This is a genomic window from Streptomyces sp. NPDC048696 (assembly GCF_043198895.1).
Lineage (GTDB): Bacteria > Actinomycetota > Actinomycetes > Streptomycetales > Streptomycetaceae > Streptomyces.
Genome location: NZ_JBICVJ010000032.1, coordinates 34,270 through 49,599, shown reverse-complemented (window position 1 = coordinate 49,599; position 15,330 = coordinate 34,270). Strand labels below are relative to the sequence as shown.

The 15,330-nt window shown below is 71.2% G+C and carries 12 protein-coding genes; 10 read left to right on the top strand and 2 right to left on the bottom strand.

Features of this window, described 5'->3' with window-relative positions:
- Positions 1–134 precede the first annotated feature (134 nt).
- A complete protein-coding gene (locus tag ACGFRG_RS35795) occupies positions 135–977 on the bottom strand; it encodes an alpha/beta fold hydrolase (protein WP_393270847.1) in 843 nt (280 codons plus the stop codon).
- Between the two features lie 239 nt (positions 978–1,216).
- Between ACGFRG_RS35795 and ACGFRG_RS35790 the strand changes: the two genes are divergently transcribed.
- From ACGFRG_RS35790 to ACGFRG_RS35760, 7 genes are all read left to right on the top strand, one after another.
- Positions 1,217–1,600, top strand: coding sequence for a peptidoglycan-binding protein (locus ACGFRG_RS35790; protein ID WP_393270844.1), 384 nt, complete (start codon positions 1,217–1,219; stop codon positions 1,598–1,600).
- Between the two features lie 225 nt (positions 1,601–1,825).
- A complete protein-coding gene (locus tag ACGFRG_RS35785) occupies positions 1,826–4,654 on the top strand; it encodes a LuxR C-terminal-related transcriptional regulator (protein WP_393270842.1) in 2,829 nt (942 codons plus the stop codon).
- Between the two features lie 274 nt (positions 4,655–4,928).
- Positions 4,929–6,083, top strand: coding sequence for a HesA/MoeB/ThiF family protein (locus tag ACGFRG_RS35780; protein ID WP_393270839.1), 1,155 nt, complete (start codon positions 4,929–4,931; stop codon positions 6,081–6,083).
- A gap of 21 nt (positions 6,084–6,104) precedes the next feature.
- Positions 6,105–6,959 carry a methyltransferase domain-containing protein gene (locus ACGFRG_RS35775; protein ID WP_393270837.1) on the top strand — a complete coding sequence of 285 codons (855 nt, stop codon included), beginning with the start codon at positions 6,105–6,107 and terminating at the stop codon, positions 6,957–6,959.
- A 7-nt stretch (positions 6,960–6,966) separates the two neighbouring features.
- A complete protein-coding gene (locus ACGFRG_RS35770; RefSeq protein ID WP_393270834.1) occupies positions 6,967–8,673 on the top strand; it encodes a M3 family metallopeptidase in 1,707 nt (568 codons plus the stop codon).
- Positions 8,670–9,464: a DUF3050 domain-containing protein gene (locus ACGFRG_RS35765; protein WP_361417758.1), complete on the top strand. Its 795-nt coding sequence runs from the start codon at positions 8,670–8,672 to the stop codon at positions 9,462–9,464. The genes ACGFRG_RS35770 and ACGFRG_RS35765 overlap by 4 nt, the downstream gene beginning before the upstream one ends.
- Positions 9,461–10,621 carry a CapA family protein gene (locus ACGFRG_RS35760; RefSeq protein ID WP_393270831.1) on the top strand — a complete coding sequence of 387 codons (1,161 nt, stop codon included), beginning with the start codon at positions 9,461–9,463 and terminating at the stop codon, positions 10,619–10,621. The genes ACGFRG_RS35765 and ACGFRG_RS35760 overlap by 4 nt, the downstream gene beginning before the upstream one ends.
- A 72-nt stretch (positions 10,622–10,693) precedes the next feature.
- On the opposite strand, the gene ACGFRG_RS35755 is transcribed toward ACGFRG_RS35760, so the two are convergent.
- Positions 10,694–11,158 carry a hypothetical protein gene (locus ACGFRG_RS35755; protein WP_393270828.1) on the bottom strand — a complete coding sequence of 155 codons (465 nt, stop codon included), beginning with the start codon at positions 11,156–11,158 and terminating at the stop codon, positions 10,694–10,696.
- A gap of 490 nt (positions 11,159–11,648) precedes the next feature.
- Here ACGFRG_RS35755 and ACGFRG_RS35750 point away from each other — a divergent pair, with 490 nt between their 5' ends.
- The 3 genes from ACGFRG_RS35750 to ACGFRG_RS35740 all read left to right on the top strand — a co-directional run bounded on the left by ACGFRG_RS35750 (position 11,649) and on the right by ACGFRG_RS35740 (position 15,235).
- Entirely contained in the window at positions 11,649–13,049 is a 1,401-nt protein-coding gene (locus ACGFRG_RS35750) for a family 2B encapsulin nanocompartment shell protein (protein WP_393270825.1), read from the top strand.
- 47 nt (positions 13,050–13,096) lie between these two features.
- Entirely contained in the window at positions 13,097–14,305 is a 1,209-nt protein-coding gene (locus tag ACGFRG_RS35745; protein ID WP_393270822.1) for a family 2 encapsulin nanocompartment cargo protein terpene cyclase, read from the top strand.
- 66 nt (positions 14,306–14,371) lie between these two features.
- The gene (locus ACGFRG_RS35740) at positions 14,372–15,235 is read left to right on the top strand and encodes a geranyl diphosphate 2-C-methyltransferase (RefSeq protein WP_361417743.1); all 864 of its coding nucleotides are present in this window, start codon (positions 14,372–14,374) and stop codon (positions 15,233–15,235) included.
- The last annotated feature ends 95 nt before the right edge of the window (positions 15,236–15,330 follow it).

The window sequence follows — 15,330 nt, the reverse complement described above, 5'->3', positions numbered from 1 at the left end:
GGGGGGGGGGGGGGGGCGGGGGGGGGGGGGGGGGGGGGGGGCCCCCCCGGGGGGGGGGGGGGGGGGGGGGCCGGGGGGGGGGGGGGGGGGGGGGGGGGCCCCCCCCCCCCCCCCCCCCCCCGCCGGGCGCCCTCTCAGGAGTGCAGGAACGTCTCCACGGTCCTGGTGAAGTACGCGGGGTCGTCGAGCCACGGGAAGTGGCCGGCGCCGGGCTGGACGGCCAGTTCGGCCCCGGGCAGCAGCTCCGCCATGGCCGCCGCGACGCGGGGAAGCGGGCTGCCGTCCAGCTCGCCCGCCAGGATGAGCACCCGCGCGCCTGACTCGCGGACGGCCGCCAGGGCCGCGTCAGGCGAGTACGCGTCGGGGGACGCGTACAGGTCGGCGGCCGCCATATTGGTCTGGGAGACGTCGAGCGCGGCATGCGCCCGGGCGGCCGCGTCCCAACGCCCGTAGAAGAACGGCATGACGGCGTCCCAGTCGGCATCGGCTTCGGAGCCGCCCCAGATGCGCTCGTACGCCTCGTGCGCGTCCGTGAACCACGACTCGGCCGCCCGCAGCGCGGCCGCCTCCCGGCGGTGCTCCTGGGTGAAGTCGACGCCTATGGCCCGGGCGCGCGGGGTGACGAGGGTCAGGGTGCGTACGCGCTCCGGGTGCGCGGCGGCGTAGAGCAGGGCGAGATCGCCGCCCGCCGAGTGCGTGAGGACGTCGACCCGGTCGAGGCCGAGGTGTGCGCGCAGGGCCTCGACATCGGCGACCTGCCGATCGACACGGTAGGTGGCGGGGTCGTCGGGCACACCGGAGTCGCCGGTACCGCGCAGATCGAGCAGCACCAGGGTGCGCCGCTTCGACAGTCCGCCGAGATCCCCGAGATAGGCGGAGGCGCGCATGGCGCCACCGGGCAGACAGAGCAGGGGCTCGCCCTCTCCCACGAGGTGATAGGCGAGTGCGGTGCCGTCGACGGCGGTGAACGTAGGCATGGCCGCCATCCTCGTGGCCGGGCGGCGATCGCGGCAAGGGGGTTTGAGGCCCGGTCCGACCTGCGGTTTCAGACCGCCGTGCGCACCGCCGTGCAACCAGCGCGGTAGCGCACCGCCGGCTACCGTGCTGGTTCACCCGCGGCTTCATCCCCGCGTCCGATGACCCGTCAGAGGCCATGAACTAGCGTACGCACGACGCACTTTGGGCCTCACAGGACGTGACGACAACGGGAGACGACATGAGCAGCAACACCACCCGACGGGCATCGGTGACGGTCGGCGCGGCGGCCCTGGTGGTCGCCGGTCTGTTCGGTGCCACCGCCGCGCAGGCCAAACCCGGAGTCGCCACCATCGGCACCGGATCGCACAACAAGACCGGCATCAAGTGCGTCCAGCGGGCCTTCAACGCCTACGCGGGGACCAAGCTCGCCGTCGACGGCGTCTACGGCACGAATACGAAGACGGCCGTGCAGAACTTCCAGCGGTTCTGGCGGCTCCCGGTCGACGGGGTCGTCGGACCCCGGACCGGCGGCACCATCGAGTTCATGGTGGCGCAGAACAACGGTGGCAAGGACGTGTGGCGCGGCAACGGCTGCTGGGCGGCGGTGCCGACGCTCAACTGACTCCGGTCGGTCGCCGGACCCGGCCGTCGGCCCCGACAGGAGCACCACACGGCCCCCGCCCCGCACGCTCCGTGCGCGGCGGGGGCCGTGGCGTTGTTGCGGACAGCCCCGGGACGAACGGGATGAACACAGGAGGCCCGGCAGCCGTATTCATGGTGTTGGAGCGGACATCGCCTGGTGGACGTGGCGATGTACCTGCGACACGTCCATACGGGGAGGACGGAAGTGACATCGACGTCGGAGCCGCTGATCGGCCGTGAACCGGAATGCCGTCAACTGGGCCGAGTGGTGAGGCGGTTCGCCGCCGGCACCACACAGGTCGTGGAGATCACCGGCGAGCCGGGGATCGGGAAGACACGTCTGCTCGCCGAACTGGGACGGCTGGCCTCCGCCCGGGGGCACGTGGTGCGCACGGGCCAGGCGACCGCCGCCGGTGGCGGCAGGCCGTGGGAGCTGTTCGGGGACGTGTGGGGCGACGGTTCCCCGGGTGACCTGCGCAAGCGGCTGGAGGCGGCGGCGCCGCCCGGGGGACTCGTCTTCCTGCTGGACGGTCTCCAGTGGGCGGACGACGTTTTTCTGGCGGCGCTCGACGATCTGCTGCGACGGCCGCCGAAGCCGCCCGTACTGTTCGCCCTCGCCCATCGGCCCCGGCAGGCGCCGCCGCGTCTGCGCGGACTGTTGAGGAGCGCGGTGGCCGGGGGGCTGGAGGTGGAACGGGTCTGTCCCGGTCCGCTGGGTCCGGGGGAGGCGACGGGCTTGGTGGGGGCGGACCGGGCGGCGGGTATGGGGCGGCGGTTACCCGCGCTCTTACGGGCGGGCGGCGGCAATCCGCTCTACCTGAAGATCCTGGCGCATGCCGACGAACACGCCTACACGCACGACGACGCGCACACCGACGGCGACGCCGATGTCGACTCCCGCACCCACCCCCACGCCGCCAACGGCCCTGCCGCCGCCTTCGAAGTCGAGGTAGCCGCCGAGCTCGGCAGGGTTTCGGCGACCGCGCGCCAGGTGGCGCGCGCCGCAGCCGTGGTGGGGGAGCACTTCACCTCCGAACTGGTCGCCGCGACCGCCGGTCTCCCGGAGATCGCCACCCTCTCCGCCATCGACGAGCTGGCGGGCGAGGATCTCGTACGTCCGGCCGAGGCACCCCGAAGCTTCACCTTCCGGCACCCCCTGCTGCGCGATGCCGTCTACGAGAGCGCCCTGCCCGGCTGGCGACTCGCCGCGCACACCGCTGTCGCCGCAGCCCTGACGAGCCGTCAGGCCGATGCGGCGGCCTGCGCGTTCCATGTGGAGCGCACCGCGCGGCCCGGCGACCACGACGCGGTGCGCATTCTGGCGGAGGCCGCTCACCTGGTGCGCTTTCGCCAGCCCGACAGCGCGGTGCGCTGGCTGAACGCCGCGCTGCGGCTGCTGCCGACGGACGCCGTGGTCCAGCGGGCCCGGCTGCAGTTCCGTCTGGCGCGGCTGCTGTGCGCGCTCGGGCGGCTGCGCGAGAGCCGCGAACTGCTGCACACCGTACTGGAAGTGCTGCCGCGTGAACCCGCCGCGCGGTACGCGGCGGCGGTGGCCGCGTGTGCGCTGGTCGAGCGGGCGCTGGGCCGGCGCGCCGAGCCCCGTTCGCTGCTGGTCGACGCGCTCGACGAGGCTACGGCGCGGGACGCCGACGCGGCCGGGGTCCTGGAGTTCGCGCTCGCCCGCGACGATCTCGGCGAGGGCCGTCCCGCCGACTGCGCCGCGCGGGCCGAGCGCGCGCTGGCCGCTGCCGAGCGCCGTGGCAGTCGGGGACCGGCGGCGACCGCCCACGGGCTCCTGTCACTGACCGGCGTACTGACCGGAGCCATCGGCTCGGCGCAGGCGCACAGCGTGTCCGCCGCCCGCCTGGTGGACGGTCTGCTCGACGGGCAGCTGGCCGGTGACCTCGACTCCGTGCTGTGGCTCGGGTGGAGCGAGGCGATGCTCGGGCGGCCGCCGGTCGCGCTCGGCCATCTGGATCGCGGGATCGCGGTCGCGCGCCGGTCGGGACGGGAGTTCGCCCTCACCCATCTGCTGACGGCGCGCGCCTTCGCCGTACACCTGTCGGGGCGCCTCCACGAGGCCGAGACGGCCGCGGCGGAAGCGCTGGAACTTGCGGTCCGTTCCGGTGCGGAGGAGGCCCGTACCGGCGCGCTTGCCGTGAGCTGCCGTATCGCGGTCGTCACGGGCGATCTGGACGCCGCGCTGCGGACGGGGACGGCCGCGATGGAACACCTGCCCGTCGCGGGAAGCGGAGCCGGAGTCGCGTCAGGGGTGGGCGGCTGGTCCGGTACGTCCGTCGCCCGCTCGCTCGCCGAGGCCAGGCTCGACGCGGGCGACGCCACCGCGTGCCTCGCGGCCGTACGGGCGGTGGGCGGCGTCGAGCTGACCGGGGCGGACGTGTGGTCGAGGGTCGACTGGTGCGAGCTGTTCACCCGCGCCTCGCTGGCCGCCGGGCGCGTCGACGTGGCCGCGCGGTGGGCCGACCGGGCCATGGCGGCCGCCCGCCCGCTGGCGCTGCCGGGACGCCTCGGCCTTGCGCTGCTCGCCCGCGCCCAGGTGCTCGCCTGCCGGCACTCCGAGTCCGCCTTCGGGGCCTCGGTCGCGGCGTACGACGCGCTCACCGAGGCGGGCCTGGTGATCGACGCCAACCGGGCCCGGCTGACGGCCGCCGCGGCGTTGACGGCTCGCGGCGAGACACGGCGGGCGGCGGCCGAACTGGCCACGGCGCACCGTACGTTCACCGCCTGCGGAGCACGGACACTCGCTCGCCGGGCCTCCGCCGAGCGGCGCCGGATCGCGGCCCGGCCGCCCCGGTCCGACGCCCCCAGGCCCGGCGATCTCGCGCTTCTGACCCGGCGCGAGGGGGAGGTCGCGGCGCTGGTCAGCGAGGGATTGACCAACCGTCAGATCGCGCATCGGCTGCAAGTCACCGAGAAGACCGTCCAGATGCACCTCTCGAACGCCTTCGGAAAGCTCGGCGTCACCTCGCGGGCCGCACTGGCCAGCGCGGTCGTCCGGGCGGCGTACTCCTGACGTGCCCACGACCTGACGCGCCACGACCTGGGGTATGTGCCAATACCCCCGACCGGTCCCCGCCCCGCACTCTGGAACCCGTTGCACCACCTTCGCACCATGAAACGGGGAGGTGAAAGACCATGTCGATCGTCCTCAAGACCCGCAAGACCAGCATCGCCGGCCGCGCCGTCGCCACCTGATCGACCGACGCGGGCGTGCGGCTTCGGCCGTGCGCCCGCCCTGGCCCGCACCCACCACGCACGTCATCCAACCGATCACGGGGGAACCAGTCATGACGCACCATCAGGCCAAGCCACGCATCAAGCCGACCCTCCCGGTCTACCGGGTATCCGACCACGTCTACATCCAACTACCGGGCAAGTGCGTCGAGTTGTCCGACGCCGACGGCGGCATCTCGCTGTTCGTCGGTCTGCTCGACGGCACCCGAACCGTGCCCGAGGTGCAGCGCGAGCTGCGGGCGGCCGGGCGCGACCTCACCCGTGAGGACGTCGACGCCGCGATCGAGGAGTTCGACCGCGCCGGGCTCATCGAGGACGGAGCCGCCGCCCCCGGTCTCGACGGCCACAGCCTGGAGCGCTGGAAGCGCAACCTCGGTTTCCTGGAGAACTACAGCTCGCTGGCGACCAGCAAGTACACCCTCCAGCGCAAGCTGCGCGACTACCGGGTCGTCCTGCTCGGCCTCGGCGGCGTGGGCAGCCATATGCTTTACGACCTGGTCGGGCTCGGGGTGCGCGACATCCGGGTGGTGGACTTCGACACCGTCGAACTGTCCAACCTCAACCGGCAGATCCTCTACCGCGAGAGCGACATCGGCCGCCCGAAGATCGAGGTCGCCACCGAACGGATCCTCGCCTACGACCCGCTGGTCAAGCTGGACGCCCGGTCGACCTACATCGGCTGCGCCGACGAGGCGCTCGCCGTGGTCGAGGGGCGGGACCTCGTCCTTTCGGCGGTGGACATGCCGAAGATGCAGGTCGTCAACTGGATCAACCAGGCCTGTGTCACCGCGGGCGCGACGCTGATCACGGGTGGTGTGGACAGCCGCCGTATCGCCTACTACACGATGATCCCCGGGGTGACCGGGTGCGTGGAGTGCTGGAAGGCGGACGTGGCCGAGCACGACCGGCTCTCGGCCGACCTCAGCGTCAAGAAGGCCGAATGGGCGGAGTCGGCCCATGAGCCGCGCTTCCCCGAGGACATGTCGGCGTTCGGCGCGCTGGTCACGCTGTACACCGCGCACGTGCTCGGCGAGGTCGTGCGGCTGGCCACCGGCATCGCCCCGCCGCTGTCGCAGGGGCGGCTGATGGAGGCGTACTTCGACGACGCCGTACCGCGCGAGTCCGAGCGGTGGAGCCGTCGGCCCGACTGCCCCGTGTGCTCGCACGTCCCGGCCGCACCCGCTCCCGCCGTGCGCGCGACGACCTGAGCCGGACAGGAGGTCGATCCGATGCGTACACCGCGCGTCACCACCCTGGCGCCCGCCGACGCCGACCGCTGCATCGAGCGCAACCGCGGTCTGTGGGACAACTGGACCGGGTTCCACGTGGGCAGCGACCACTACCACGTCAAGGGATTCCTGGAGGGCGGCAGCACCCTGCGGCCGTTCGAGCTCGATGAACTCGGCGAGGTCTCCGGGCGCTCCCTGATCCACCTCCAGTGCCACTTCGGCCTCGACACCCTCAGCTGGGCCCGGCGCGGCGCACACGTCACCGGCGTCGACTTCTCGCCCGCCGCCGTCGCACAGGCGACCGGCATCGCGGACGCGGCAGGTCTGGACGCCGACTTCCGGTGCGCGGAGATCTACCAGCTGCCCGACGACCTCGACGGCCGGTTCGACATCGTCTACGTCTCGTTCGGCTCGGTCGTGTGGCTGCCGGACATCCGCCGGTGGGCCCAGGCGGCGGCCCGCCTCCTCGCCCCGGGCGGAGTGCTCTACGTGGCCGAGTACCACCCGGTCCTGCACGTCCTCGACTTCGACGACGATGTGCGCGAACCCGTCGTCCGCTACCCGTACTTCGACCGTGTGCAGCCGATCGCCCATGAGCTCCACGGCACGTACACCAACGCCGATGACGACGTCGTCGAGTCCGGGTTCACCTGGGCGCACTCGCTCGGCGCGATCGTGACGAGCGTCATCGACGCGGGGCTGCGGCTGGAGTTCGTCCATGAGTTCCCGTCCGCCTGGTTCCCGGTGCTGCCCTATCTGGAGCAGCGCGAGGATGGCGGGTACTGGCTGCCGGCGCACATCGAGGGCGAGCTGCCGCTGCTCTTCTCGATGCGCGCGATACGGCCGAAGGGCTGAGCGGGCCATGCAGTGGGATCTGTCCACACTGGCGCCGCCGCCCACGGGCCCCGCCGTCGCCGCCCGGGCCAGGGGGTGCGCCGAGCGCTGGCGCGGCCGGGTCGGCGGCCTCGGGGCGCACGACCTGTCCCGCCTCCTGGCCGAACTCGGCCAGGCCCGGGCCGGATTGACGCATCTCGTCGCCTACGCGGCACTGCACCAGAGCCTCGACGTCTTCGGCCAGAAGGGCGCGGAACTCGCCGCCGGAGCGGACGCGGTCGCCGAATCCGTCGAGGACGCCCTGCGCTTCTTCGACACGGAATGGCAGGCGCTGTCCGACGAACGGGTGGCGGCGCTGCTCGCGGCGCCCGCTCTGGCGCCCTACCGCCATCTGCTGCTCAGCGCACGCGAGTCCAGGGCGCGCCCACTGCCCGAGGCCCAGGAGCGGGCGCTGGCCGCGCGCGAGCCGCTGGCGCAGGCCTGGGGGCTGCTGCACGACCGGCTGCTCTCGCCCCTGGACCAGGCCTGGGCCGACCTCACCCACACCGATCCCGCCGTCCGCCGGTCCGCCTACGACGCGCTGGTACGCGGCCTCGCACCGCACGCCCGTACGCTGGCGCTCGCCTACGACACCCTGGTCGCGGACCGGCTGGCGGTGGACCGGCTCCGGGGGCTCGCGCGGCCGCGCGCGATGAGCGACTTCGACAACCGGCTCGACTCGACGACGGTCGACCGCATGCTGACCGAGATCACGCTCCAACACGGCCTCGCGGAGCGCTGGTTCACGCACAAGGCCCGTCTCCTCGGGGTGGATTCACTGGCCGCCTGGGACGAACGGGCTCCGCTGCCGGGAGCCGGGCGTATGACGCTGGCGGCGGCGATCGAGACGGTGCTCGCGGCCTTCGCGCGGATCTCGCCGGAGATCGCCCGCGTCGCCCGGCGCGTCGTCGAGGAAGGCCGTATCGACACCGTGCCCCGCCCCGGACGGGTCTCCCGCGCCTTCTCCCTGCCCGTCCCCTCCGAGCGGACCTGCTTCGTCCTCGTCAGCTTCGGCGGAAGGCCCGCCGATCTGCTCGACCTGGCGCATGAACTCGGCCACGCGGTCGCCTTCGTCCTGGCCGCCGAGGCCCAGCCTACCCTCGTCTTCGACGCCCCGACCGCGCTGGGCGAAGTGCCCGCGTGCTTCGCCGAACTGGCCGTGCTCGACTGGCTCGCTGTCGACGGCGACCCCGCGCAGGCGGCCGACGCCGAGGCGCAGTGGATCGAGCGCTGTATGCGGACCGTGTTCCGGCAGACCATGATCACCTCGTTCGAGCAGGCCACGTACGACCTGCGCGGTGCGGAGCGGGTGCTCGACGCCGAGACGCTGGGCGATCTGTGGCAGCAGGTCCACCGCGACTGCTACGGCACCGCCCTGGCCCCCGGCGCGCTGCAACGGCTGGAGTGGATGCGTATCCCGCACTTCTTCCAGGGCCGCTTCTACAACTACGCCTACCCCTTCGCGGGACTGACCGCCCTCGGGCTGCACCGGCTGCGCCGGCGCGACCCGCTCGCCTTCGGCGCCGCCTTCACCGCGTTCCTGCGGTCCGGCGCGACGGCCTCGCCCGACGCACAACTGGCCCGGCTCGGACTGCCGATCGACGACGCCGAGACCTGGCGCTCGGCGCTCGGCGAGATCCGTACGCGGCTGAACACCCTCACCACCACCCGTCTTCCGTATCGGAGCCGAACATGATGTCCGACCGTTACCACTGGAACCGCACCCACCCGGGACTCACCGGACTGCAACAGGCGATCACCCCCGACCGGGAGGCGATCGTGAACCACCGGATGTACCACGACCTCGACCGGCTTGACCGCATCCGCGTCTTCATGGAGCACCACGCCTTCGCCGTCTGGGACTTCATGTCCCTGCTCAAGAGCCTCCAGCGGGAGCTCACCTGTGTCACGGTGCCCTGGGTGCCGCAGGGTCCCTCGACGAGTCGGCGGCTGATCAACGACATCGTCCTGACGGAGGAGAGCGACGAGATCGGCGACGGCCATCTGAGCCACTTCGAGCTCTACCTCACGGCAATGACCGAGGCCGGCGCGGACACCGCCCCGATCGACACGTTCATCGAGCGGCTGCGCGGCGGCGCCCCGGTGGGCGAAGCGCTCAAACTCTGCGGCGCGCCGTCGGCGGCGGCCGACTTCGTCGCGCACACCTGGGACATCATCGAGTCCGCCCCGGTGCACTGCCAGGCGGCCGCCTTCGCCTTCGGCCGCGAGGACCTGATCCCCGACATGTTCGAGCGCGTCCTGCGCATCGAGGGCGCACAGCCCCAACTCACCTCGTTCAAGGACTACTTGGTCCGGCACATCGACATCGACGGCGAGCAGCACACCCCGATGGCGATGCAGATGCTGATCGACCTGTGCGCGGACGACGAGCGCAAGTGGTCCGAGTGCGCGACGACCGTACGCCGCGCCCTCGCCGCCCGGCACGAGCTGTGGAACGCGGTGGCCGAGGAGATCGCGCGGACATGAGGCGAACCATCGCGGCGGTCGGCGATGTGCTGGTCGACCGTACGGATCCGGGCCGGGCTCTCGAAGGGGTCCAGCCGGTCCTCGCGGCCGCCGACCTGGTCTTCGGCAACTTCGAGGGCGTGCTGACCGACACCTTCCGCGCGACGCCGGGAGCGCCCGCGTCGACCGTGGTGGCGACCGCCAACGCCGTGCCCCTGTCGGTGTTCGACGTGATGTCCCTGGCCAACAACCACGCCATGGACGCCGGGTACGGAGGACTCGCCGACACCACGGCGACGCTCGCCGCGCGGGGTGTCCGTACGGTCGGCGCCGGTATGTCGTCGGCCGAGGCGCTGCGGCCCGTCACGGTACGGGTGGGCGAGCGGCGGGTCGCGGTGGTGGCCTGCACCTCCGTGCTGGCCGTCGGCGCCCAGGCGGGACCGGCGACACCGGGTGTGGCGTCGCTGCGCGCCGAGGACTGCTACGCCGCGCCCGTCCCGGGGTGTCTGTGCCCCGGGGTGCCGGCCAAGGTGGTGTCGGTCCTCGACGACGGGGACTGGGCGCGGGTCGAGAAGGCCATCACGGACGCCCGTGCGCGGGCGGACGTGGTGGTGGTGAGCGTGCACTGGGGCGACCACACCCGGCCGTGGGTGATCACCGACCACGAGCGGCTGTGCGCGGAGCTGATCGCCGCGGCGGGCGCGGATCTCGTACTCGGCCACCATCACCACGCCCTGCGGGGCGCCGAGTTCATCGGCGGGACACCGGTGTTCTACGGGCTCGGGCACATCGTGTTCGACATGCCCCGGTTCCCCGACGACCTGCGGGCCGCCGGGTTCGACATCGACCGTGCGAGCCCGGCCGAGCTGGTGGAGGCGTTCGGCGAGTACGGCTTCTACCCGCGCCCGGACAGTGCCGCCTTCCCGTTCCACCCGAGCACCCGTATCACCGCGGTCGCCCTCGTGGAGCTCGACGACGACGGGATCGGCCGGTGCGGTCTGGTGCCGTGTCTGATCGACCTCGACGGCATCGCGCGGCCCGTCGCCCGTTCGGACGCCCGCTGGGCCGAAGTCCTCGGACACCTCAGGGAGTCGATGGCCCGGCCACGTCTGGGCACCGAGGTCGTGGACCGGGGGGAGACGTTCGCGGGCTGCCCTCTGGTGACGCTGACGGTATGAGGCGGGCGGGTGCTCGTACCGGCGAGGCCGGGCCCGTGCGGGGCCCGGCCTGCCAGGAGCTGGGGACGTCGCTCAGTGGTTGGTGCCCGAGGCCCAGACCGCGCGGCTGCCGTCGTAGATGACCACGTTGCCGTCGTCCTGGACGGCCAGGCGTGAGCCCGGTCGCCCGTCGGTGTTGGAGGCCCACACCGGGCGGTTGGAACGGGTGTAGACGACGAAGTTGCCGTCGGTCTGGAAGCTGGCGGTCCAGCCCTGGCCGACCGTGTTGGAAGCCCAGCGAGCCCGGTTGAACTCGTCGTAGACAACGAGATTGCCGTCGGACTGCATCACCAGTCGGGCCGTGTCGGAGCTGATCGACTCGTTGTGGTTGAGCGTGAACGGCGCATAGCGGATCTGGGTCGAATCGGCGCGCGCGTGCGCCGACTTACCGGTGGTGGCCGAAGGGCTGTGGTGCAGAGGTGTCGCGCTCGCCTGGCCGACCAGTGCCATGGTGGCGAGGGTGGCGGACGCGAGAAGCGTGGTGACTCTCTTCCCCACGAACAACTCCTTGGGTCAGGTAGTTCATCCATCGGCACCGGGTTGGTGCCTCGCCCGTGACTCTCGCACCACAGTTGTGGCGGAAGGGTGTGCTCCGCAGGGAGCTGACGTGTTCGTGTCACTCTTTGACCTGAAATGGAAGGCTACACCTGTCAGGGGTCCAGCCCTCGTTCATCCCCTACACGAGTCACCGTGGCAGGTGTATCCGTCGGCGTTTCGTGGTATGGCGAGAATACGCACTCCGGCGATGACCGAAAATCTCGGGGCGTGCGTGAATTCGATGAATTCGCGCCGGAGCCTCCCGCTGATCGCTGAAATCCCGCCAATTCACCGGGAGTTCTGTTTTGAATCGTCTCCGCTGCCTTGTTCCCCATTCGAACGGCCTGTCCGTAGGTAAGTCCTTCGGGTAATGGTTGGGCTGCCGACCTCCTGCCACGCTGGGCGGGCAGAAAGACTGCGGTGAATGATCGAATGATCGAGAGGGAATCACATGTCGGTCGAGGCAGCGTCCGAGAACCGTGCGCAGCAGAGTCTTGGTACGGCGGCGGCGCGGAATCTGGCGACCACCACGAAGTCTGTTCCTCAGATGCAGGAGATCACCTCTCGGTGGTTGCTGCGGATGCTGCCGTGGGTGCAGGTGCAGGGCGGTACGTATCGGGTGAACCGGCGGCTGAGCTACTCGGTGGGTGACGGGAAGGTCACCTTCGTGCAGACGGGTGAGCGGGTGAGTGTGATCCCGGCGGAGCTGGGGGAGCTGCCGGCGCTGCGGGATTACGAGGACGAGGCGGCGCTGGGGGAGTTGGCGAGCCGGTGTGAGCAGCGGGAGTTCGCGGCGGGGCAGGTGCTGGCGGCGGCGGGTGACCCGGTGGACGCGGTGTTTTTGCTGGCGCACGGTCGGGTGGAGCGGATCGGGACCGGCCCGTACGGGGACGAGGCGGTCCTGGGCGTTTTGGCGGACGGGGCGTATCTGGGTGAGCAGGCACTCGTGTCCGGCGAGGCGGTGTGGGACGCGACGGCGCGGGCGGCGACGGCGTGCACGGTGCTGGTGCTCAGGCGCGCGGATGTGCTGAACCTGGCGGAGCGGGCGGCGTCGCTGCATGAGCATCTGGCGGCGGTGGCGTTGGTGCCGCAGCAGCGCACGAACAAGTACGGGGAGGCGGCGATCGATCTGGCGTCCGGGCATGTGGGCGAGCCGGTCATCCCGCACACGTATGTGGATTATGAGGGCGCGCCGCGTGAGTACGAGCTGTCGGTGGCGCAGACGGTTTTGAAGGTTCATTCGCGGGTGGCGGATCTGTACAACCAGCCGATGAACCAGACGGAGCAGCAGTTGCGGCTGACGGTGGAGGCGCTGCGGGAGCGGCAGGAGGACGAGCTGGTCAACAACCGGGAGTTCGGGTTGCTGGCGAACTGTGACTACGGTCAGCGGCTGCAGCCGCATGACGGGGTGCCTTCTCCGGATGACATGGACGAGCTGTTGTCGCGGCGGCGGGGCAGCAAGATGTTCCTGGCGCATCCCCGGGCGATCGCGGCGTTCGGCCGGGAGTGCAACAAGCGCGGTCTGGTGCCGGAGTCGATCGACGTGAACGGGAATCGCATCCCTACCTGGCGCGGGGTGCCGATCTTCCCGTGCGGGAAGATCCCGGTGACGCCGGAGCGGACGACGTCGATCATCTGTATGCGTACGGGCGAGGACGAGCAGGGCGTGATCGGACTGCGCCAGAGCGGGATCCCGGACGAGATCGAACCCAGCCTGTCGGTGCGCTTCATGGGGATCGACGAGCAGGCCATCATCTCCTACCTGGTCACCGCCTACTACTCGGCCGCGATCCTCGTGCCGGACGCGCTCGGCGTGCTGGAGAACGTCGAAGTCAGCCGCTGGCGCGGCTGATCAAGCGCTCCTCCTCGGCCGGCCGTCTGCGGAAAGGCAGAAGCTCCATGTTCCAGTTCAGCGGTGCCCGCGTGCCCGGGTGGGACGGGCCGCCGACGCTGTCCCGCCCGCCCGCACCTGCCCCCGTACACGACGCGGCAGCCGCCGGGACGGAGGCGCTGCACGGTTTCCTCGCCGGTCCCACGGGGCTGGGTACCTCGGCCGCCCGGCTGTTCGTCCCGCGCTCGCCGAGCGACGTGGACCGAATCCCTGCCGGCGCCACCGACCCGTCTCCCACCCCCGCGCACTCGGATTCCACCGAATCCTCGGTCCGCGTACCACCGCTCTACTGTCCCGACGCGGTCCGCGACGATCCGGCGCTCGCCCAGGAGGTCAACGAGCGCCTGGTCGACTGGGCCGAGGAGATCGGGATCTTCCAGGGGCGCCTCGAACGGCTGCGCTCGCACAACTTCGGGCGGCTGTTCATGCTCGCGCACCCCGACTGCGACGACCCCGACCGGCTGCTGACCGCAGCCCGGTGCGGTCTTTCCGAATGGGCCGTGGACGACCACTGGGTGGACGAAGGGGACAACACCGAACCGGAGTTGCTCGGTTCGCGCCTCGCCATGGCCCACGCGGTGGTCGACCCGGTCCGCCTCCCGGCCCGGTATCTGCCGAACTTCGAGGCGGTCGTCGATCAGGAACCCGTACTGCGGGCGTTCCGCTCCTGCCTGGCCCACCTGGAACTGATCGCCAGCCCCACCCAGGTGGCCCGACTGCGGCACGAACTCGCCGTCATGTTCGTGGGATACGGACAGGAGGGGGAGTGGCGCAACTCGGGCCGCCGGCCCGCGGTGTGGGAGTACCTGCTGCACCGCTACGAGAACGCCTTCTACCCCTGCATGGTCCTCATCGACCCCGTGGGCGGCTATGAACTGCCCGCGCACGAGTTCGCCGACGCACGGGTGCGCCGTACCTATCTGTACGCGGGCACGGCCAACGTCCTGCTCAACGATCTGTACTCGATGGCGAAGGAAGACCCGACCGACACCAACCTGCCCAACCTCATCGCCGCCGAGGACCAGTGCTCGCTCCAGGAGGCGGTCGACAAGGCGGCCGCCCTCCACGACGAGCTGATGCACACGGTGGAAGCCGAGTGCGCCCTCCTCGGCGCGGCGGGCTCGCCCCAACTGCGGCGCTATCTGGCCGGGTTGTGGGCCTGGATGGGCGGCAGCAAGGAGTGGCACGCCACGAGCCCCCGCTACCACGGCGTATGACCCGGGGCGCGCGGGGCACGACGTACGTATGACACCACAGATGCGTCGCACATCAGGAGAACCACTATGACGATTCAGGACACCAACACCCCCGCCCCGTTCCTCGCCAGTGCTTACCAGAAGTCCGTGGCCGAGTACTGGAACCGTGAGAAGAACCCCGTCAACCTGCGCCTCGGCGAGGTGGACGGCATCTACCACCACCACTACGGCATCGGTTCCGTGGACTGGTCCGTCCTGGAGGGGCCCGAGGAGACCCGCGAGAAGCGGATCACCGAGGAGCTGCACCGCCTGGAATGCGCACAGGCGGATGTGCTCATGACCAACCTCGGTGACATCGCCCCGGACGACCGGCTGCTGGACTCCGGTTCGGGGCGCGGCGGCAGCAGCTTCGTCGCCAACCAGCGTTTCGGCTGCCGCGTCGACGGCATCTCCATCTCCGAGACCCAGGTCGCCTTCGCCAACAGCCAGGCCGAGGACCGTGGCGTGTCCGACCAGGTGCGCTTCCATCTGAAGAACATGATCGACACGGGCTTCGAGTCCAACAGCTTCCGGGCCATCTGGAACAACGAGAGCACCATGTATGTGGATCTGTCGGTGCTGTTTCCCGAGTACGCGCGCATGCTCGAACACGGCGGCCGCTATGTGACCATCACCGGCTGCTACAACGACGCTTACGGGCTGCCGTCCCGGGCCGTGAGCGAGATCAACGCCCACTACATCTGCAACATCCACCCGCGCAGCGCCTACTTCAAGGAGATGGCGGCCAACCGCCTGGTCCCGGTGAGCGTGCTCGACCTCACCCAGGCCACCATCCCGTACTGGGAGCTGCGCGCCCGCTCCCCGCTGGCCACCGGCATCGAGGACGCCTTCCTCAGCGCCTACAAGGACGGCAGCTTCCAGTATCTGCTCATCGCCGCCGACCTGGTCTGACGGCCGCGCCGGTCCCGGGCGGGCGGGACCGGCGCGCTCTGCTCCATCCGGTCGCCACTCGTCCGGTCGCCGCCACCGCGCCGGGCCGGCGGTCC

Coding starts and splice junctions, on each gene's coding strand:
- ACGFRG_RS35795 (WP_393270847.1), bottom strand. CDS start 977: ATGCCTACGTTCACCGCCGTCGACGGCACCGCACTCGCCTATCACCTC.
- ACGFRG_RS35780 (WP_393270839.1), top strand. CDS start 4,929: ATGACGCACCATCAGGCCAAGCCACGCATCAAGCCGACCCTCCCGGTC.
- ACGFRG_RS35740 (WP_361417743.1), top strand. CDS start 14,372: ATGACGATTCAGGACACCAACACCCCCGCCCCGTTCCTCGCCAGTGCT.
- ACGFRG_RS35770 (WP_393270834.1), top strand. CDS start 6,967: ATGCAGTGGGATCTGTCCACACTGGCGCCGCCGCCCACGGGCCCCGCC.
- ACGFRG_RS35790 (WP_393270844.1), top strand. CDS start 1,217: ATGAGCAGCAACACCACCCGACGGGCATCGGTGACGGTCGGCGCGGCG.
- ACGFRG_RS35765 (WP_361417758.1), top strand. CDS start 8,670: ATGATGTCCGACCGTTACCACTGGAACCGCACCCACCCGGGACTCACC.
- ACGFRG_RS35760 (WP_393270831.1), top strand. CDS start 9,461: ATGAGGCGAACCATCGCGGCGGTCGGCGATGTGCTGGTCGACCGTACG.
- ACGFRG_RS35775 (WP_393270837.1), top strand. CDS start 6,105: ATGCGTACACCGCGCGTCACCACCCTGGCGCCCGCCGACGCCGACCGC.
- ACGFRG_RS35745 (WP_393270822.1), top strand. CDS start 13,097: ATGTTCCAGTTCAGCGGTGCCCGCGTGCCCGGGTGGGACGGGCCGCCG.
- ACGFRG_RS35750 (WP_393270825.1), top strand. CDS start 11,649: ATGTCGGTCGAGGCAGCGTCCGAGAACCGTGCGCAGCAGAGTCTTGGT.